Raw genomic sequence first — 21,412 nt, 5'->3', positions numbered from 1 at the left:
ATCCAACTATTCAATAGATTGACAATAGGCCACTAAAAATCTATCTTAGGGACGAAATACCCCCTCAAGTATTATCGGATGAATCAAAAAAAAATCGCTATTCTACAATCTAACTACATCCCCTGGAAGGGATACTTTGACCTCATAAGTAGTGTTGATGAGTTTATATTATATGATGATATGCAATACACCCGCCGAGATTGGCGCAATCGTAACCGGATTAAAACAGCAAATGGCATCCTTTGGTTGTCAATTCCTGTTCAGGTAAAAGGAAAATATTTTCAATCTATTCGGGACACAAAAGTCTCCACCTCCGACTGGAATAAAAAGCACTGGCAAACAATTGTCCACTCCTACTCTAAAGCCCCGTATTTCGCTGATTATAAAGAGTTTTTTGAAAATTTATATTTAAGTACAACTGAAGAGTATTTAAGTGAAATTAATACAAAATTTATTATAGCTATTAATAAGTTATTAAATATAAAAACGCCCATCCGCTCTTCCAGTGAGTTTGATTTGGCTGAAGGTAAAAGTGAGCGTCTGCTTGAACTTTGCAAAAAACTGAATGCTACTACTTATTTAAGCGGCCCAGCAGCCAGGGATTATTTGGATCAGGCATTGTTTGCTAATGAAAAAATTGATATTGAATGGATGGATTACAGCGGCTATTCCGAATATAAGCAATTATTCCCTCCTTTTGATCATGCTGTAAGTATTATTGATTTGCTTTTCAATTGCGGCCCACATGCTCCTGGCTTTATGAAACAGGCCATTCAAAATGAACCATCCCTTTTAGGCTAAACAATGGACACGACACCTATTTTGACCAACATAGCTGATTATTACTCCCTAAAACTGTCTGAACATGGCGCCACTCCCTTAGGAGTAGACTGGAATGGGGCAGATAGTCAAACTTTACGATTTAAACAGCTAAGCAAAATTATTACCACCAGGGATAAATTCTCACTGATAGATCTGGGCTGCGGTTACGGTGCGCTGTTTGATTTCTTAAAAAGTAATTATAATGAATTTACCTATACCGGTATTGATATTTCTGAATCCATGATCAAAACGGCCAAAGAACGCTTTAATTATGATCAGCAAGCAAACTTTGTCGTGTCTTTTGAGCCATCCGAAGCCGACTATATACTCGCCAGTGGAATTTTTAACGTTCGCCTGGGATATGATGATCATAGCTGGCGTCAGTACTTGTTATCCACATTAGACGCAATAAATTCCAAAAGCAAACTAGGCTTTGCATTTAACTGCCTCACCTCTTATTCTGACAATGAAAAAATGCGCGATTATTTATATTACGCAAATCCTTGCGACGTATTTGATATATGCAAACGGCATTATTCAAGACATGTTGCTTTGTTACATGATTATGGTCTATATGAATTTACTATTTTAGTAAGGAAACAATAATGAAAAAAGAGCTGGTTATTTTTGGAACGGGTGATATAGCCCAATTAGCACATTATTATTTTACCCATGATTCTAACTACACAGTGGCGGCATTCACTGTCGATTCAACTTTTATCACCGAGACCGAGTTTTGTGCTCTTCCAGTTATTCCTTTCCAAGAGATAGGCACCCTTTATCCGCCAAATCAATATGACATGTTTATCGCATTGAGTTATTCCAAGTTGAATGCCGTACGTAAAGAAAAATATCTGGCAGCGAAGGCATTAAACTATAGATTAGCAAGTTACATCAGTTCAAAAGCTACTTTGTTAAACGAACAAAATATAGGAGAAAATTGTTTTATACTGGAAGATAATACTATTCAACCCTATGTCCAGATTGGTAATAATGTGACTTTATGGAGTGGAAACCATATCGGCCATCACTCAATAATTCATGATCATTCATTTATTGCTTCGCATGTTGTAATTTCCGGTGGAGTAGAAATTTTTGAGTCATGCTTCATAGGAGTTAATGCCACACTGCGCGATCACATCAGTGTGGGAGAAAAATGTGTAATAGGAGCAGGTACATTATTATTATCTGATGCAGAGCCCGAAAGTGTGTACATTGGGCATGCAACGGAAAAGGCCAGGGTTTCAAGTACTCGATTACGAGCTATTTAGCTTTACCAATTATTGCTGCAGATTGATGCAGCAATACCCCCTGGAGGATGAGGCTGGCTGTAGACAGGATCAAAGGATATTAATATATTTATGGACTAATCTATAAAAACAAAATACTTCAAGGCAAAAAATAAAAAAATAGCTACCAATATAATTGCGCAGGCTTGTACCCACTGGTGAGGGAAAGCCAGTTGCTCAACAAAAATAGTAATAATAGCCATATTTATAAAATAACCTAGCAGGTAAGATAACAAATACCTGCCACCAAAGCGCCAGCTCAATTTATTTTTTGAAAAAGTAAAGCTGCGATGGCCTAAAAAATTGATTATCACCCCTATACAATACAATATCGATGCCGTAACTTTAGGGGTTAATCCCAAATAGGTTAGCAATAAATATAAAATAAACCCCACAAAATTACTCGCCATACCAATTAAGAAATAACGCGCAAATTGGATTATAGTGATCGATGAAATGGGCTTTTTTTGATTGGGTCTAATTTTCTCATAAACCATTAGAGGATTACATCACCCCCCTTGGATAGTGGCTTGCATTCGAGATAAGCAACCAGAGCATCGGGATGATTAGAAAATTTTTTTTGCAACCAATGAAAGGGAAACAGCACTTTTTCATTTAATATCAGTTTGAAGACTTTAGGGTAGGATGTTTTATATGGCACTTGTCTATTCCCGGAAAGTTTTGTTTTAATATCCATCGATAAACTCAATTTATTCTTTTCTGCTTTGCGTACAAGATATTCTGAAACAGGAAACAAAATATTTGAAAAGGGGTAAGTTAAACTGGAGTAATGTGAAACTTCCCAGCCTAATTTGTCCATCAATGCAGAGAGCGTTTCTTTTGAATAACGTTTGTAATGCCCTGCAATTTCGTCCTCTATACCCCAGTACTTCATGGATGAAGGAACCAGTAAAATACAGATGCCCGACTGAGCCAAAGCACTTTCACAACGCTTGAAATAAAGTGTCTCCTCACTCTCATTTAAATGCTCTATTACCATCGAGGAAACAATAAGATCAGCCTTCAAGTTATCCTGATTATAAAGCCAGTTTTGCTGCCTCACCTCGTATTGTCCACTGTCCACATAACATTTCATTGACTGGCTGGCTTTTTCTGCTGTGTCTTCATTAATTTCAAAGCCAATCCCCTTCCAGCCGAGCTGGCAGAGCAAACTGGATAAAGAGCCATCCCCAATCCCAATTTCAACAAAAAAGCCAGGCTTTAATAATGCTAACCTCTCCTTTAGATACATTCTCTGTAAAATTGTTCCTGGCGCCAGCAGCATAAAAATCCCCTATCCATCTTGTCAGCCAAGATTGTAGTGAACTATTACTATATTTTCTACAACAACTTGCTGTTTATTCATCATAAAGGTAACGTCAGAAAATGACTATCACCGCTCTGGTTTTGACGCGCCAGACTAGTGGTGGATAATAGGGGCTTCATCAATTTTATAATACGATCTGATCTTTCTTTGTTTGCTCCACAATTCAAGTGATATCCACATAGGAATATGAAAAGATTTCCTCATTACCCGCAACCTTGTCATAGTAGGCGAGGACCTCGCTGGGCGCTTTGACTCCCATTGTCTTTTTTTGAGCTTATTGAGCAAAAATTTGGAAAATCAGTCATTCACCTGGACTTCATGACTCACTGCCCTTGGATGCAATATGGATTAGCATTACGAAATATAAGATGAAAAACATCTATATTAGGGGAAGCTTGCAGCTTATTATCCGAGTTGCAAGAAACACACTGGTGCAGCATAGAGTTATACGATAATATCGCGGATGTTATTCTGGACATATAGGCATTTGTCTTTTGATTTTTGCTAAATTTATGTTTTCTTATTGAAATTTGATACGCGCATTGATAGAAATCATAGTTATAAGGAGTTTACATGCTTCAAGTTTATACTAACCTTAGCGATTATGTCATTCCATTCCTCGGATTAATTGCCGCTTCCTCGCTAATTTTCTATAAAGCTAATTTTGCTCCTGTATTTGGTAAAATATACCAGTTTGTTCAGAATAGAGGCTTGGCAGAAAATCAAAATTTAAACTCCGAGCTTGTAAAAATTAATTTACTACGTATTTTGCTGGGTCTGATTCTTTTCCATAGAACATTTTATATTGCCTATTATCAATTCTACCTTGATGCTACCTCATCCAGTTTTTATCTGTCTCTAACAGTATTACTATGTGCAGGTTGTGTAATTATAGGGTTTCTGACCCCCGTGGCAACGACTTTTCTCCTTCTTTTTAATATCCCTATTGATAATATGATGAAGACAGTCACGCTCGGAACTGATGTTTTGCAAATGATGATTATGGTCTTTTGTCTGCTCCCGGCAGGAACCCATTTGTCACTGGACTCACGCCTGCGGAAGAGGGCATATATAGGACCGGTAATAAGGTCGCTCTATCAATGTTTTGGCGTACCTACCCTGGAGAAGATAGCCATACTTAAACTGCTGCTTATCCTCACTTATGGCAGCTTGTGCATATATTCAGTTACAATGCATTTTGACGACATTGCCTGGCTCTCTGGGAATGCAAATCTATTGGTTGTTACCAGCAGCTATCTAGGCAAGCATTATCCTTTTTTCCGCGAATGGTCTCAGGCTTCTCCCGAAATCGCGGTTATCGCATCGAAGTTCTCAATTTACGGTATGATGGTTTGGGAGTTATTTTTAATCCCCTTACTCCTATGGAATAGGATTACTCGTAATGTTGCCATTTTCTGGGGCCTCGTGTTTTTTGTGGTATCGACCTTTATCTTGCAATTGGGTTGGCTGTCATATTATGAGTTTGTATTGTGGGGTCTATTATTCTGGCAATGTCATGGGCTAAACCCGAAAGCAAATACCTGCTTTAAACTTATATATGATGATAAATGCAATCTCTGTGACAAGACCTTGTATTTCATTCAAAAGGTGGATTTATTTGGAGTGATTAAAGAAACCCCTCTTTCAGTTAATCAAGAGATATTGTCCAAATATGGTATTTCCAGAGAAAACGCTTATCAGGATTTGTATGGAATAGATCCTCAGGGAAGAATATTCAAGGGCTACTCCTTGTATCTTGAATTAACAAAGCGAGTATTGCTCTTACATCCTTTATTTCCCATATTGTATCTAGGAAAATTCTACATTGGCCCCTTCCTTTACCGACTAATTGCAAACAATCGAATCAGAGTCTTTGGATCTTGTAGTGTTCCCTCAGTCAAAAGCACCTCCAACAACGAAGGAGATGGCTTAAGGGCAAAAGCAGAGATAAGAGATAATCAGTGGCTACTCAAGGCTTTCCTTCCGGTATTTCTTATCTGTATTCTTTCATATTTTGTTCGTATGCCTATTGTACAACAGCTAATCGGGTATAAGCCTGCAAATTACTCTGCACCCATCAGAAAAGCCATGAATGAATTTGGCATGAATGTGATAAATGTGTTTAATTATCATGATCTGCATTTAAATAATAGCTTTTTTACTGTTAGCCGCTACGATGGAAGCCACTGGAGTCTCTTACCTTTTACCGGAAAAGAAGGTGAACGTTTAAAATGGCACCAATCGGATCGTATGTACTTTGCCAACTCCTTACTATGGCGCCGTTCTAATTTGGATGGGCATAATTACTGTGATTTAACTGAACTTGATACTAACTCATTAAGTGAATTGATTAAGCTGGATACAAACTTAAACCATCTCGACAAGCAGAAGTTAAAGTACAGAGTAGACTATTATTACCAACCGTTACCCACTATCCACACTCAAAAAAATTACAGTGTAGAATTTCACAAAATTAACCATCACTGCACGATCTATGTTGAGCCTCAACGCCTGGCCGTTTTGAAGAAAACAGTGCACGCGTAAAACCTGTGCAACAAGGGTCTCCCAGGTTTCAATACGGGAGACTCTTGTTCATAAGACTTCGTTCAAAAATAGTAGTCCAATCTTTGCAAGATAATATAAAACATGCTCGTAAACTTGATGGGATTTGACATCAGACTTGTAATTTACCCAAGCATTTTATATTTACAGCGAACAACTCAACCCGATCTTCCCTCATTCGATTTTTCATTTTTTTTATGGTTATATCTACAATGCAGTATCCAGTGGTGATAAACTCCGGGGAAGACGGATTTTTTTTCCTCAAAGTAGTTATTGATTTAAATGAATCTTTATGAGGAAATCGAGTCATTCAATCTATTTAAATTGAGAACGGATATATGTTTAGTCAAAAAGTATTGATGATCACTGGAGGAACTGGCTCGTTTGGTAATGCGGTCCTTAAGCGGATGCTTAATACCAATCTGCGGGAAATACGTATTTTCAGCCGTGATGAAAAAAAGCAGGACGACATGCGTAAAGCCTACAATGATCCCCGGCTTAAATTCTACCTCGGTGATGTGCGTAACAAGCAAAGCGTTGCTGCGGCCATACGTGGAAGTGACTTCATTTTCCATGCGGCAGCCCTGAAACAGGTACCATCCTGTGAATTTCACCCGATGGAAGCATTTCGAACTAACGTTCTGGGCACGGAAAACGTTCTAACTGCAGCTATCGAAGCGAAGGTTCGTCGGGTTGTCTGCCTGAGCACGGACAAAGCAGTCTATCCCATCAATGCAATGGGTATTAGCAAAGCCATGATGGAAAAAGTGATGGTTGCCGCAAGCCGCAACCTTGATGCTGCACAAACGATAATCTGTGGCACACGCTATGGAAATGTAATGGGCTCACGCGGTTCGGTAATTCCCCTATTTACAGACCAGGTTCTCAATGGCAATAAAATTACTATTACCGATCCTCAAATGACGCGGTTCATGATGACACTGGCAGATTCGGTTGATCTTGTGCTATTCGCCTTTGAACACGGCAGGAATGGAGATATATTTGTACAGAAAGCCCCTGCTGCGACAGTAGAAACGCTCACTAAAGCCATTCTTGAATTAATGCACAAGGAAGATCATCCTGTATCGATCATTGGCTCACGTCATGGCGAAAAGCTTTATGAGTCCCTGCTCAGCAGAGAGGAGCGTGCATACGCAGAAGATCTTGGAGATTATTTCCGGGTTCCCCCTGATATCCGTGACCTCAACTATGGCAAATTTGTAGATAAAGGGGAACAAAGAATCACGCAGGCTCTCCATGAAGAAGAATACAATTCACACAACACCAGAAGACTAGATGTCGAGGGAATGAAAAAACTGTTGATGAAGCTTGAGTACATGCAGAAAATCGTAAGACGCGAAAGTACCATCACGGAGCTAATCTAGTGAAAGTATTAATCACAGGATCACAAGGATTTATTGCAAAAAATCTGAGGCAGCAGCTTTGCGAACGTAAAGATGTAGAGATAGTATGCTTCGACAGGACAAATGATATTAACGAGTTAAAGTCTAAACTCAAGGCCGTTGATCTGGTATTTCATCTCGCAGGCGTCAATCGCCCAGAGGATACGGAAGAATTCATCACCGGCAATCGAAATCTCACCGAAGCCTTATGCGATGCCGTCGGCTCTGTAAGCGCCGCTGAAAATCGCCCTGTCTCACTGGTATTTGCATCATCCATTCAGGCCGAGAGAGACAATGACTACGGCCGCAGCAAACTTGCCGCGGAGGATGCGGTTTTTACTGTTGCAAATGACAAAAATGTCTCGGCCTATGTTTTCAGACTGCCCAATGTGTTCGGTAAATGGTGTCGTCCGAACTACAATTCGGCGATCGCAACTTTCTGCCACAATATTGCCCGTGGGCTGCCTGTTCAGGTGCATGATAATTCCGCCCCATTGTCGCTGGTGTATGTCGATGATGTGGTTGACTGCTTCATAAGTATTATGGATGGAACAAAACCAGCCATTAACAGCAATGGCTTTGCAAGCGTAGCTCCCCAGTATTCAACCACCGTTGGAGAGGTCGTCGATCTGATTCACCGTTTCAGAGAGAGCCGGCAGTCCCTGACGACCGAACGCGTTGGCACTGGTTTAATGCGAGCCTTATATTCAACTTATGTCAGCTATCTGCCTGTCGAGTCATTTCACTACTCATTACAGCAGCACTGCGATGCAAGAGGCTCATTTGTTGAAATGCTTAAGACCCAGGATAGCGGTCAATTTTCCTATTTTACCGCTCATCCGGGAGTAACCCGTGGCGGACACTATCATCATAGCAAAACAGAGAAGTTTCTTGTGATTAAAGGCAAGGCACGGTTTAAGTTTCGTCACATACAAACAGGCGAGACCCATGAAATTGTCACTGACGGTAAATCAGCCGAGATTGTGGAAACAGTTCCAGGATGGACGCATGATATTACCAATATCGGCGATGATGAAATGATCGTGATGCTATGGGCCAATGAAATTTTTGATCGTTTGCGCCCCGATACCTATGCCTGCCCGGTTTGAGAGTAAAAATGAAAAAATTGAAAGTAATGACCGTCATTGGTACGCGTCCCGAAATTATCAGACTGTCACGCGTATTGTCAGCACTGGATGAACACTGTGATCACATACTGGTACATACAGGCCAGAATTATGATTATGAATTGAATCAGATCTTCTTTGATGATCTGGGCATTCGCAAACCCGATGTTTTTCTTGATAGTGCTTCGGGCAGTACAGGTGCAGCACATACGATTGGAAATTTGATCATCGCAGTTGATCGCGTTCTGGCAGAGTACAGGCCTGAAGCAGTGCTGGTTCTGGGTGATACAAACAGTTGTCTGTCGGTCATACCTGCAAAACGTCGTCAGATTCCCATTTTTCATATGGAAGCGGGCAATCGTTGTTTTGATCAGCGGGTACCCGAAGAAACCAACCGCCGCATAGTTGACCACACAGCGGACATCAATCTGACCTACAGCACGATTGCAAGAGACTATTTACTCAGAGAGGGGCTACCCCCGGACCAGGTTATCAAAACAGGCAGCCCGATGTATGAGGTTCTTCATCACTATTTACCGAAAATCCAGGCTTCCGAGGTGCTGGAAAGATTGGGATTATACAAAGAGCAATACTTTGTGGTAAGTGCCCACCGTGAAGAAAATATCGAATCAGACAAATCGTTTCACAAGCTGGTCTCGGCTCTAAACGCTGTAGCCGAGAAGTATGAGTTACCTGTTATTTTGTCAACCCATCCGCGTACGCAGAAGCGACTGGATACGACTGGAGTACGCCTGCACGAGTTAATACGACCGCTGAAGCCGCTTGGCTTTCTTGATTATGTGAAGCTGCAAATGTCAGCAAAGGCTGTCTTGTCTGACAGCGGGACAATCAATGAGGAATCCTCTATTCTCAACTTTCCTGCGCTTAATCTGCGCGAGGCGCATGAGAGACCAGAAGGCATGGAGGAAACTAGTGCAATGATGGTTGGCCTTGAAGCTGAGCGAATTCTTCAGGGACTCGACATTCTCGAATCCCAATCACGTGGTGAGAAACGGCAGCTGCGCCTTGTAAGCGACTACAGCATGCCCAATGTCTCCGACAAAGTATTACGGATAATCCACAGCTATGTGGACTATGTGAATCGTGTAGTATGGAAAAAATATTAATATTAAACCATAGGGCATCTGGGATCAGTATACTTTCCATATTTTGATTCCTCTTGCTGAAAGCTGCCTTTCTGAGTAGTGTTTCAGGAAGGTTTCTTTAATGACTTGGGTATTAGTTTACGGATAATCCAGTTACGCTATTGCCTGCAATCTAGGATGATCAAAGCCATGACTTTATACAATCTAATAAAAAAAGTTACACCTCCAAAGGCTAAACGATATATTAAAGCCGCTCTTTACGATAATAAATATATTAATTTTGCAAGAGTAACACTCGGCATCAGGCGTAATCGTTCGGAAAGTTTAATCAGGCTTTGGCAGTTTGCGGAGCAGAACCGTAGCGGCAAAGCCGAAAAGATTTATCAAAGACTATCCAGACTGGAACGAACCAACCTCACGAATTACACTCTATCAGCTTTAGCCACATTGCGGCTAAAAAATGCCGAAGGTGCTTGCGAAATATTTGAGCAGGGCATGCGGATTTATCCTGAAGATAATTGGTTAAGAATATACTATCTCCAGACTTGTGCTCATCATAATTACGTCCAACGTTATTTCAGGTTTATGCAGCTAATTTCAGGCGCAGAACTTACTAATACTTCGGCAGCGGATTTCTATAAAGAGGTGATTAATGCGGGCATACCATTAAGCTTCTTGATTAATTATCATACAATTAAACAAGCTTGTACCCCTGATGAATTCAAATCACTGCAACAATACTTTATTTCACATATTTCAAAAAACCACTTCGATTTCCAAACTGCAAAAAGCGCCATTTACCTGGGAAAACACCTGGATATTGAAACTGAATTTTTCCAGAATATGTATGAAACTGCATGCAAATCATTTCATTCAAAAAAGGATTCCCAAAAAATACTCCATAATTTAAAAGTGATTGCCTCATTGTCTCTGCCCTTTATCCCCTCTGAAGAAGCAATCACGGAATTTATCGAATCATGTAAACAATTGGCCTCCGAATCAATAACCCTTAATTCGCCATCCAAAGATTTGTTATTCGAATGGGGTTCCTGGCAATGCATATTCACATCTCCTGATGCCGGCGCCAGGCAATACCATCATGCAATGCGCGCACTGGAACGATTTTCGTTTTCTACATGGCCGGAACTTAATTATACAGCGTCACATGTCGTGGGGCAGCCGCCGACTTCGCGTAATCCCGCCAAAAAGATTAGAATTGGGTTTATCGTTTACGATTTCATGCCCATGATGTCTGGCTTGTTGCGCCGCCTGGATAAGAACTTATTTGAAACCGTTTACCTGCGTCCAGGTAACGAGAGCAACTCTAACATTGCGAAAGGCTGGCTGGCCAGTACTGATAACATAGTTGAATTCCCTGCTGATGATACCAAACCCGCCATTAAAATTATTGCAGCTCAAAAGCTCGACATCATCGTTTCGGGGCCCAGCACCCTTTCAATGTTTTTCCCACTGATGGCCAGGCTTGCTCACCTCCAAATGATTTTACTTGAACCAAACTGGACCAATGGGTTGACCAACTCAGATTATTATATTTCATGGCGGCCAGCAGAACCGGTTAAGCCAGATGAATTCTATCAGACTGCCGTGTCATATCTCGAGCACCCGCCTTATTGGATCGAAAGACCTGCACATACGGCCAGTACAACCCTCTCGGAAACGGAGCGAGACGAAATCCGCAAAAGACTGTTGAATTGCGGCCCTGAGCAGCATATTTATTTGTGCGCTAACACCCCTCCCAAGGTTCATCCACTAATGGATGAAATGTTCCATGACTTATTGAAGGCTGATCCTGATGCAAGAATTGCTATCCTCCGAAGCGATATCCCCTCCGGTACAATTCTTAAAGCAAGGCTTACGAAGAAGCTGGGGCAGGATATTAATCGATGCATTTTCCTGACTACCTTAACCAAACAGGATGCTCATTCTCTGTTAATGAGCGTTGATTGTTGTTTAGACTCGTTTCCTCTTTGCGGCATGTCTTCCAGTTTTGATGCGATGATGCTGGGCGTACCTGTAGTTACACTTCCCTTTGACATCCCTTTTGGTAAGTGGACAGCCTCAATATATAACTATATCGGTGTTTCCGGGCTTGTTGCCAGTAATCAAAGAGAATATATTGAGTTGGCGATGCGTGTGGCCGCAGATAAGCTATGGCGAGAGCAAAAAATTCAGGAAATCAAGGAAAAATCTTCCCTGTATGTAGAAAGCGTAACGGCGTTTGAAGAGTTACAAAACTTCCTCATCAAGGCCTGGGAAAGGAAGCTGGCAGGTTTGCCACACGCCAACTGGATAAACGGGGAGTGGCAGGGCCAATAAGTCATAGGCGCTTTGTGTTATGCAGCATTAGTAATCTTACTGCTAGCTGCTGCAGGTGAAACAAAGCGTCCGGCTTAAACATTAACTATCAACTTTTGATAATTGCTGCAGATTAATGCAGCAATAACCGTTTTTCTCAGAGCGAGGCAATTCTCCCAATTGCGGAGGCAAATAAGAACATCGGATAATAAGCCCTGGACTATCTATTTTAGATAAAAAGGGCTTGAGCCGACCGTTAGTCAAATCCTGACCGTACACGGATTCTGAAACATAAAGAACATGAATAGGATTCGGTACATTCTTAAATGCGAAATATGTCATGTGATCCACAACAAGATTTTTCACATTCTCAGAAGGCAGTTTACATTCCTTAGCGAGCTCGTTTAAGGTTTTGATGTGTTGGCTGGCACCAAATACAGGAATAGATAAATATTGTCCGGATATGTCTGCTGTCGTTGATTTGGAATTGAGGATCAAAACCGGTAAATAATTGCTGACGAGAATAGCCATTGAAAGCGATGCAAAAAGTATTAGTATTATTGAAACTGAATTGAAACGAGATACAAATCGCTTCTGAAGAGCAGCTAGCGGCAAGCTTAAAATGAGCATCAACGATAGGGGTAGCAGTTGACTTGCCCCATAGAAGTTCCAAATCCTGGTAAAAAACCAACTTCCAAGCGAGCCTAAAGCCAGCACTCCTCCTAACAAGATTGGCATGGTCACGAGACGTTTCAGCAAACAATAAATGAATAGGCCCAGCGCCCCTAAATGACTGCCGATAATAAGCAGATAAAGTAAGGTTTTGATGCCCAAATTAAGCCCTTGCGCTGCAACTCCTGACACTTCTGCACTGGGAAGCCAGGACGATTGGTAGTAGGGTTGAAAGACCAGATGATTAACTATTTTGGAAGGCACATCCTTCAAATTTAACAAACCCTCCTGAAAAAACGCGAGAGGAGACTCCCAAAGCAATGCTGGGGAGAGGGTATTAGACCCTAATATAGAATTCAACAAAGGAGTTTCTTCGCAATTTGCCATCAGATTAGCGATTTGGAAAGTTTTATACGCTAAAACCACAGGAATCAACACTAGAAGTACTTGCAGCGCGCGCGGCCCTTTGTCGCTGATATAATAGGCAACAGTCATCATAAACGGTAAGAAGAATATCGATTTAGGATGAATATAGAAAAAGCATGATGCGAGCACGACAAAAATAAGACCTGCCAGACATTGCATTCTTGCTGAGAAACTGTTTTTCCAGAAAAGGCAATATAGAAAACAAAGTAGAATTATAAATATCAGCGGTTGCTCAGATCGGGCCATTATGAAGTTGTAAGGCATAACACCCAGAGCCAGGCTCGCAGCAATCAGGGCGGCCAGGAAATAAGCTGCATTCAGTCGTGGTTTAATGGATTTAAAACACCAGTAGGCTATTCCCGACAACCACAAAAAGCCGATGACAAGACCACTGATGCGCAGACCCAAAGGTAGCAATTGTTTATACATTATTGAATAAACCAGTGCTGCGGGATAAAACACCCAGGATATTGCTACACCTGTCGACTTCTGACATTGAGAGAAAAGTGAAAGCGTTTTTCCTGATTCCTCAAAAAAGCGAGCTGTCGTCCATTTAGTAACCACTTCATCAGGGTATAATGGCAAAAAAATACCGGAGATGAGGACCAAGCAAAACAAACCAAGAAAGAAATAGGGTAATTTTGCTAGAATGGTTTTATAAAAATGCGATAAATAAAGCGGTTGAAATCGATTGTTATTAATTATTTGGGACAATTTTCAGCCTTTTGAGGTTAGAGCCGAAGCACTAAAAAATGCGTTTTATCTTACAGAATAAGATTTGATATTACAACTTGAGGGTTTATAAACTATCCACCGGGATTGCAAGATATCGCCGGTGGAAGGTTTTTGAAAATTAACAGTAATTTTGTCAGTCCACTAATTCCACCAAAATTTCTGTCAGAGCAGATTCCTGCTCTGTTGATGACTTAGGTAATTGCTGTCCAGAAGAAATGTGCTCCAAAACTTTAATATGTTCATTAACCACATGAGTCCAGTTCCGGTGTCGTAATTGCTCAAAGGTTTTTGACTGGATTTCGAGTAGTTGTTGACGGTGTTGTATTGCCCATTCCATTTTATTGGCCATATCTTCCCAGCTATAGGGATCAAAAAAACTGAACTTTTGTAATAGGGGATCAGTTAACACTTCCTCAGCAACTGAAATTCTTGACATCACGACAGGCGTTCCTACCGATAAGGCTTCTGTAAATGTAAATGGACACCCCCCCTCGCTCAAGCTTGGATTGACAATCAAATCAGCAGATTTGTAAAAAGCAGCCAACTCCTCTACAGATAAGCCATGAAGGCAAAACACTTCTTTTTGCAGGGAGTGTTTAATAATAAACTCCTGTACGCCTTTGAACGCTTTAGTATCACCGGTGAGAATCAGCTTATGAGGCCTTAGATTCTTCCTGAGAAGATGCACATAAGCCCTTAGCAGGGTAATTATATTTTTATTCGGTCTGAATTGGCTGGCGTAAAACAAAAACTTGAACTCGACATTCCTGAAATTTCTAATGTAGCTGTTTTTACTTCGCGATAATGCTTGCCCTATTAAATTATGACAATAGGCCCTGGATAAACTATCTGCTCTTTTTCCCTGCTCATGCATGGGTAACACGAAGGATTCCAGTGTGGAGGGTGCATGCTCAATAACGGCAATATTATCTGGGTCGATTCCATAGCGATCAACCAAAACCTTCCACTTGATAGTCTCACTATATACAGCGAAATATTTTCCAGCGTAAATAGCAGATTCCAACGCTTTAAAATTGTCCAGGAACCGATTGCCGCCAATATCACAAAACCCAATAGGAAACTCTGATAATACAACATCTGGAACACACATCAGCTTTGGACCCTGTATTCGATTGAAAGAGGGCCAGAATGCGGTGGGCGCATACCATGCACGAACCTGGGGTTGCTGGTCAATTAACTGATGCAGCTGCTGTATTTCAATTTCCTCCATTAATTTGAAAAGTCTTACAAGCACCCGGCTATCTTTTGGAGTATCCAGCCTTGAAACCGCCTGCTCTGTACGTCTTTCAAACGATTTGAACAGAGCGAGCTTCTTAAATTTCTTACCATCAAATGTCTTGTAGAGGTACACACCCAGAGCACATACAAAGGCGATGGCCACCAACACAGGAAAGCACAATCCTAAAAGGATCAACACTAAAACACCTGGATCGAAAAGCAATTGCAGCAAAGAGGAAAAGGTACGTGCCTGAACTAATTTTTTTGTACTGCGGCGAACAATCTTTAGGAACCTGGGCTTGATTTCATTTTTAAAAAAACGGCTCAGCCGCCCCTTTTTCTGCTTTCTTTTTCTTAAAGAGGAATAAAACTCATAACAGCGTAAAATGTAGGGTATTGAAGCGGGCGATATAATTTTAAAATTGTTTTCTGGTACATTTTCACTTTTAAACAATTCTATAAGCGACTGCCGCGACCAGCTCGGGCAGGCGAGGATAAAACAGACGTCCTGACGATCGGCTGCACCCTTTAAAAAAGATGCCAGATAACGGCCCAGACCCTCGTGCTTTAGATTAACAGTGGGAGGATAAGCTAAATATATTCCATAATATTTTACAGACATTCGCGTACCACCCTCCAATACTCATTAGCTAGTTTCTCAACCTGCCGCTCAGCTAATTTCGCGTCTGCTGGCAACAATTTCTTCATTGGCTGATAATTGTTCTCCATTTCCTTCAACCGGGCAGCCATTAATCCAGGATTATCAGGATTCATCCAGGTCAAATTTAAACCGAAAGTCTCATTCATTTCACGCATTGCCGGATAATCACTGCTTAGCGAGGGAACGTTTAAACTGGCGGCTTCCACAACACTTCCTGTTCCATTGTCAATCCTGCATGGATGCCAAAGGAATTTAGCGCCTGCCAATTTTTTCTGATACTCAAGTTCAGATAACTCACCCCAGAATATAATTTTTTCCTGTAAATTTGTAAGCGCTGAAATATTTTGACGAGTTTGAGTAGAAACTGTTTCTAAAATATCCTGGGCGTTTACCCCGGTTACATGACAGGCAAATTTTCCATCCAGGCGGGTGTAATAGATATATAATGCTGTGAGCGCATTCTCAAGGTTCTTGTGAAGCGCCTTATTGGTTGTCCACAGAAAATAAGGTTCTTCCGGGATAGGCCAGGATTCCTCTTTCTTGAATAGGTCCATCAGCATAGGAACCTGTTTCACTTTTTCAGGCTCTATTCCAAAATACTGGTGGGCATCCTCTTTCGTAAATTGAGTGGTTACCAGCACCCCATTTGCCTGGCGTACCGCCTCTATGCAACCAATGTCATCAGAAGGCAGGATGGCAGGAATATAGCGCTGAATACAGTCATAAATAATGTACAGATTGGGTCGTATCGGCAGGAGAGGCAAGTTCATTCTGTCAGAAACTACAATCCAAAGATCACAGTCGAGCGAGTCATTGATCCCATCATCCGGCACACAATAGCTTCGGCTGGTAGGTTCCCAGTCGTCATAACCGGCATAGCGCATAGCACGTCTGGCTTCAGGGGACGATAGTATTTTCCACTGATAGCTGCGCCGCTGCACGCCGGGAAATAATGTATCCCAGTCTTCTTCAGAATAGATACCTGGCTCATCAAGATGGAAAAAAACAACCTCAGCCGGCTCCTGCCACTCCCTGCTGCCCTGATATAATGCTTGTGTAATCAATTTGGCTGCTTTAAGAGTTCCGCCTCGGTACCCGATAGGAAGTATGACTGCAATTTTTTTGCGAGGAGCCAGTGTAAAAGCGGGTCTTTGCTGTTGCGGCTTACTTAACTCTTTTAAAACCTGGGTAAATGAATTGCGCCAGGCGGATTCACAATGTTTCCAACTAACCTGTTCGAGAATACTGAGCTGGGTTTTGCGAATCTCATTGATAAAGTCCCAATCATCATTCAGGATTCGTTTTATTTTTTCCTGAGCGTCGCTAATGTTCAGGCATCTTCCAGGGAGGTTAGAACCTCCGAGCTGGTCAAGCACCCCGCCAGCCATAAAGATCAATGGCATACCTGACTGGATTGCTTCCAGAGGATATTTGTGAAGGTATCTTTGCTCCTCGTTATAATAGAACATGACCCGCATTTCACGTAAATTTACCTCGTGTTCTGCTTTGGGCTGGAATCTTAGAATATTATTTGCATTTTTTGGCATAAATTGCTGTTCCCCGGCTATCACATAAGGGAAACCAGCAAAATCCTTGCTAAATTTTTCCTGGGTTTTCTTATTATAACTATTACGAGCCAGATCAGGACAAACAAAAAATATCGACCTGTCACTACCTTCCCATGACTCTGCCATCGCAGGTTCAGTTAAACCAACTGGCAGGTAGATTGCTCGTTTTTTAATATACTCGGGCTCATTAGCTTTGATATTTTCAAATGCTTCTCCGAACCAGAATCGGGAGCCGAGAGACCTTACCAGTCTTGGATTGCTGCAGCTGTTCAGCAAATGAAGATTTATAATACTGGAATAGGCAAGTTCATTCGGGATTCCGTAGGCGCGTAAAATCAGGGTCCCTTTGAATTGATTAACAAATCGGGATATCCCGGCCCCCCCCCAATGAATGAAAGCAATATCAAAATAGTCGTTTGCAATCGCAATCGCTTCGTCATCAGGAGTTGAATACCAGTCTGTGTGATTTAACAGGCTTATTTTTTCCTCAGGTATGTTTAAACCAGCATCTTCAGAATAATCAATAGCATCAGGAATGTGCGTGCAGGAAACAGGTGAGATTTTAGGTAAGTAAATTTCATGGATGCCTAGTGTTTTTAACATGGCAATCTCAAACTTTTTGACGTCGGCGTCATGAATCAGCCACATCACTCTCACTGGTTTGTGATTCTCAGGTTGATGCTGGCTCGTTACACAATTTATTTGCATTTTACCTATCACTCATAATCATTCAATTTACGACAGCTGGCTTCCCGGGAGCTCCTGCGATGAGCGTATTTTTTTTGCCGGCGACCCTGCATACACACCGGGTTCGTGGATGTCTTTGATCACTGTGCTGCCAGCTCCAATAATCACATTATCGGAGATACTCACCCGATCACGGATAATTGCACCCGCACCGACAAATACAAATTTACCCACTGACACATATCCGGCTAAAACCGTATTAACCGAGATGTGACTAAAATCGCCCACTGAGCAATCGTGCTCGACGATTGCGCCTGTATTAATAATACATCCTCGTCCAATTGTGGCCTGTGGTCCGATGCTTGCCAAATGGCCCACAAAACTACCGCTACCGATCGAGGCTCCCAGAGACAGATTACTTTTTGGTGAGATTATCGAAGCAATCTGCCATTGTTTTTTAATTGCCTGATTCATTTGTTGCTCGCGTCGGCTGTTATCTCCTGAAGCTAAGCAGCAATCCTGAGTTTGATCAGGATAAGTATTGAATACCGGGAAATTGATAAACTGCTCTTGAGGCCGGGCGTTTGAGTCAACAAATACCAATTGCCTGTAACCAGCAGAAAACGCCACATCAGCAACGCTTCTGGCATGTCCGCCATATCCCATGACCACAAGCAGGATGTTAGATTTATCCATACTTAGGCAACGCTAAGCTCATTTATTTGGTGGTAGAAGGCAATAGCCTTGGTTATTTCACCATCAAAAACAAGCTCGCCATGATGGAAAACAAGCCCTCTCTCACATAGATTTTTTAAAGCGGAAAAATCATGGGACGCTAAAACAAGAATTTCTGCCCTTTCAATCAGACTGTGTATACGGTCTTTCGCTTTGAGCATAAAATTTGCATCACCGGCACCAATGACCTCATCCAGCAATAAGATATCGCCGCCTACCGTTGTCGAAATCGCGAATGCCAGGCGAACCTGCATCCCTGCTGAATAGGTTTTGATAGGATAGTCTATAAACTCGCCCAGTCCGGAAAACTGAACGATTTCCGCTTCTTTTTCTTTCATGAATCGTGGCGTCAAGCCTAGCAGCAGACCACGATAGAGAATATTTTCGCGGCCTGTCGCATCAGGCTCAAACCCTAAACTTAAATCGAAAAGTGAGCGAATCTGACCGCAGACATCCAGCTTTCCAGATGAAATGGGGTAAAGTCCGGCTACAGTTTTTAAAAAGGTGCTCTTGCCAGCACCATTATGGCCAAGTAAGCCAACACGCTCACCCTGCTCGATAGTCAGGCTCACATTTTTCAATGCATGAATATCTGACATCAAATGTTTATTTTGTTTTGGTCTGCCGAGTTTACTCAGTAAGGACTTGAGCGAACGCTCCTGATAGGCGACAGAGGAATACACCAGGTTCACATTTTCCAGTTTGATATAATTTTTTCTCATAAATAAAATATCACTCGACGTTCTGATTTTCGACCGACCAGCACCGCTAGGCAAAAGAAAATAAGTGCTGCGCACAGACAAGCCAGATAGTTAGTAAGCGTTGGCCACTTGCCTTCCAGCACAGGAGCACGGATTATTTGCAGCAGATGGTATACCGGATTGTAATCAACCAGCCCTCCAAGCCCGCCGCTACGAAACATTTTTTCTTCAAAATAGACAGGAGAGATAAACCAGATCATCTGTAAAATTAATCCCATTGCATGTGGAATATCTCTGAATCTTGGCCCCAGATAAGCCAGCAGGCTCGCTAATGGCCAGACAATTAATGCGAGTATTGGAAAAAATGTGAAAATTGCCAGCCAACTGAAGCCAAAATTTTCAGGCATCACTACAACAGCCCAAACCCAGAGTACTGTACTGGCTAGCGCCAACACAATGATGTTGCATAAAAGCAGGCGCAGGGTGTATATGGCCAGTGGATGCCTGCATTGCTTAATATAGGCATCAGCCTGTACAAAGGCGAGGGAGCCGCCAGTTAAGGTGGAACCAATAAACTCCCAGACAATCAAGCCAGACAGGATATATGGCGCATAGCGTGTAATATCGATATGAAATAGTCTGCTGAATACCAATGACAAAAGTATAGTCATCCCCAACGGTTGAATAATTGACCACAAAATACCCATTGATGAGCGACGCCACCGTGATCTTAAATCAGAAAGAGCAAGATGTGACCAAAAATACCGGGATGACCAAATGCCTTTTAAATAATTATTCATAAACAATCTTTTTTAACCAGTTTTTATCAAAACTGACTGCAGAGCAGTTCAATAAATTGATGTAAATGACTAGTGCAGAATAATACGCTAGTTATGGTGATAAATAAAGCAATTCATTATGACCAGTTATTATACAAGTCCCTGCTTATATCAAAAAAAAAGACCTTATGATTTCACAGATATAAGCCACATCCTTATACTCAAGCATCGGGGAGCTAGGCAAATTTATCCCGCGTTCAGACAGCGATTGAGCGACCGGAAACTCTCCTTTTGCAGCACAGTGCGGTAGCTGATGCGATGGATGGAAGAATGGCCGTGTTTCTATGCCTTTGGATTTCATGAAATCACGAAGAGGCTGGCGTTGGTTTGCATTATCAACGACAATTGAACACATCCAGAAAGAATGTCGCATATTTTCCATTTCTTCATGTGAGTATAAAGGCAAATCGGCTAATCCTTCTTTATACCAGGCAGCAATTTCGCGTTTTTTAGCAAGAATTGCATCCGCTTGTTCCAATTGCGCCAAACCGATTGCCGCACATATATTTGTCATTCGGTAATTGTAGGCCACAATATTATGCCAATATTCGCGTTCTGGAGAAACGCCCTGATTCTTCAGATGGCAGGCACGCTCATACAAGGCTTTTGATTTGCAAAGAACCATACCGCCTTCGCCGGTGGTAATTGTCTTGTTTCCAAAAAAACTGAAGGTCGCCGCATCGCCAAAGGTACCCACATGCTGACCTTTATAGTGCGTGCCAAAGGCTTCTGCACAATCCTCAATTAAATACAGCTGATGCTCTTTGCAGATAGCAGTCAGTTGATCCATATCGCAGGGCAGACCATAGAGATGGACGGCCATCACGGCTTTGGTCCGCGGTGTAATTTTACGAATCACATCCGCTGGATCAATTTGCAGGCTTGGCTCTAATGAATCGACATAAACAGGAGTGGCGCCAGTCTGGATAATGGTATTCACAGAGGCGACATAAGTGAGCGTGGGCACAATCACTTCGTCACCTTCACCCAGGCCGAGTGCTTCCAAAGCCAGATGAATGGCTACGGTGCCATTGGAAACAGTCGTTGCATAGGGCGAGCCGGTATATTCTGCAAAAGCCTTCTCAAATCTGGAAATGAATTCGCCCTTGGATGAAATCCAGGTGGAATCCAGACATTGATTAACATATTCTTTCTCACGACCACTAAAATACGGTTGATAGACTGGGATCATTCTGT

Annotated in this window: 17 protein-coding genes; 8 read left to right on the top strand and 9 right to left on the bottom strand. The window is 41.9% G+C overall.

What is annotated here, in order from left to right:
• The first annotated feature begins 78 nt into the window (after positions 1-78).
• The 3 genes from DYH61_RS00145 to DYH61_RS00135 are packed head-to-tail and all read left to right on the top strand — an operon-like array spanning position 79 to position 2,093.
• On the top strand, positions 79-801 hold the full coding sequence (locus DYH61_RS00145) for a WbqC family protein (protein ID WP_058506895.1): 723 nt from the start codon (positions 79-81) through the stop codon (positions 799-801).
• Positions 802-804: 3 nt separating this feature from the next.
• Positions 805-1,428 (top strand): class I SAM-dependent methyltransferase, encoded by a 624-nt coding sequence (locus DYH61_RS00140; RefSeq protein WP_058506896.1) that lies wholly within the window; start codon positions 805-807, stop codon positions 1,426-1,428.
• Positions 1,428-2,093: an acetyltransferase gene (locus DYH61_RS00135; protein WP_058506897.1), complete on the top strand. Its 666-nt coding sequence runs from the start codon at positions 1,428-1,430 to the stop codon at positions 2,091-2,093. Before DYH61_RS00140 ends, DYH61_RS00135 begins: the two co-directional genes overlap by 1 nt.
• Positions 2,094-2,188: 95 nt before the next feature.
• On the opposite strand, the gene DYH61_RS00130 is transcribed toward DYH61_RS00135, so the two are convergent.
• Positions 2,189-2,608: a GtrA family protein gene (locus DYH61_RS00130; protein ID WP_058506898.1), complete on the bottom strand. Its 420-nt coding sequence runs from the start codon at positions 2,606-2,608 to the stop codon at positions 2,189-2,191.
• Positions 2,608-3,396: a class I SAM-dependent methyltransferase gene (locus DYH61_RS00125; protein ID WP_058506899.1), complete on the bottom strand. Its 789-nt coding sequence runs from the start codon at positions 3,394-3,396 to the stop codon at positions 2,608-2,610. The genes DYH61_RS00130 and DYH61_RS00125 overlap by 1 nt, the downstream gene beginning before the upstream one ends.
• Positions 3,397-4,011: 615 nt before the next feature.
• On the opposite strand from DYH61_RS00125, the gene DYH61_RS00120 reads away from it, so the two are divergent.
• The 5 genes from DYH61_RS00120 to DYH61_RS00100 all read left to right on the top strand — a co-directional run bounded on the left by DYH61_RS00120 (position 4,012) and on the right by DYH61_RS00100 (position 11,973).
• Complete coding sequence (locus DYH61_RS00120; protein ID WP_058506900.1) at positions 4,012-5,982, top strand: thiol-disulfide oxidoreductase DCC family protein; 1,971 nt, start codon at positions 4,012-4,014, stop codon at positions 5,980-5,982.
• Between the two features lie 356 nt (positions 5,983-6,338).
• The gene (locus DYH61_RS00115; RefSeq protein ID WP_058506901.1) at positions 6,339-7,385 is read left to right on the top strand and encodes a polysaccharide biosynthesis protein; all 1,047 of its coding nucleotides are present in this window, start codon (positions 6,339-6,341) and stop codon (positions 7,383-7,385) included.
• The gene (gene wbjC, locus DYH61_RS00110; protein ID WP_058506902.1) at positions 7,385-8,512 is read left to right on the top strand and encodes a UDP-2-acetamido-2,6-beta-L-arabino-hexul-4-ose reductase; all 1,128 of its coding nucleotides are present in this window, start codon (positions 7,385-7,387) and stop codon (positions 8,510-8,512) included. The genes DYH61_RS00115 and wbjC overlap by 1 nt, the downstream gene beginning before the upstream one ends.
• An 8-nt stretch (positions 8,513-8,520) precedes the next feature.
• Positions 8,521-9,657, top strand: coding sequence for a non-hydrolyzing UDP-N-acetylglucosamine 2-epimerase (gene wecB, locus DYH61_RS00105; protein WP_058506903.1), 1,137 nt, complete (start codon positions 8,521-8,523; stop codon positions 9,655-9,657).
• 168 nt (positions 9,658-9,825) lie between these two features.
• Complete coding sequence (locus tag DYH61_RS00100) at positions 9,826-11,973, top strand: tetratricopeptide repeat protein (protein ID WP_160037275.1); 2,148 nt, start codon at positions 9,826-9,828, stop codon at positions 11,971-11,973.
• 81 nt (positions 11,974-12,054) lie between these two features.
• Here the strand turns inward: DYH61_RS00100 and DYH61_RS00095 are convergent, their stop codons facing one another.
• The 7 genes from DYH61_RS00095 to DYH61_RS00065 form a co-directional block, all read right to left on the bottom strand.
• Positions 12,055-13,764: a hypothetical protein gene (locus DYH61_RS00095; protein ID WP_058506905.1), complete on the bottom strand. Its 1,710-nt coding sequence runs from the start codon at positions 13,762-13,764 to the stop codon at positions 12,055-12,057.
• Between the two features lie 154 nt (positions 13,765-13,918).
• Positions 13,919-15,646, bottom strand: coding sequence for a glycosyltransferase (locus DYH61_RS00090; protein WP_058506906.1), 1,728 nt, complete (start codon positions 15,644-15,646; stop codon positions 13,919-13,921).
• Positions 15,637-17,961 (bottom strand): glycosyltransferase, encoded by a 2,325-nt coding sequence (locus DYH61_RS00085; protein WP_065236121.1) that lies wholly within the window; start codon positions 17,959-17,961, stop codon positions 15,637-15,639. Before DYH61_RS00085 ends, DYH61_RS00090 begins: the two co-directional genes overlap by 10 nt.
• 27 nt (positions 17,962-17,988) lie before the next feature.
• Entirely contained in the window at positions 17,989-18,636 is a 648-nt protein-coding gene (locus DYH61_RS00080) for an acetyltransferase (protein ID WP_058506908.1), read from the bottom strand.
• 2 nt (positions 18,637-18,638) lie between these two features.
• Positions 18,639-19,397: an ABC transporter ATP-binding protein gene (locus DYH61_RS00075; RefSeq protein ID WP_058506909.1), complete on the bottom strand. Its 759-nt coding sequence runs from the start codon at positions 19,395-19,397 to the stop codon at positions 18,639-18,641.
• Positions 19,394-20,176 (bottom strand): ABC transporter permease, encoded by a 783-nt coding sequence (locus DYH61_RS00070; protein WP_058506910.1) that lies wholly within the window; start codon positions 20,174-20,176, stop codon positions 19,394-19,396. The genes DYH61_RS00075 and DYH61_RS00070 overlap by 4 nt, the downstream gene beginning before the upstream one ends.
• 145 nt (positions 20,177-20,321) lie before the next feature.
• Positions 20,322-21,407: a DegT/DnrJ/EryC1/StrS family aminotransferase gene (locus DYH61_RS00065; RefSeq protein WP_058506911.1), complete on the bottom strand. Its 1,086-nt coding sequence runs from the start codon at positions 21,405-21,407 to the stop codon at positions 20,322-20,324.
• Positions 21,408-21,412: the final 5 nt, after the last annotated feature.

Source organism: Legionella quinlivanii, from assembly GCF_900461555.1.
GTDB classification, from domain to species: Bacteria; Pseudomonadota; Gammaproteobacteria; order Legionellales; family Legionellaceae; genus Legionella_C; species Legionella_C quinlivanii.
Note: the sequence above shows the minus strand (reverse complement) of the source record. Positions and strands in the feature narration are given on the sequence as shown.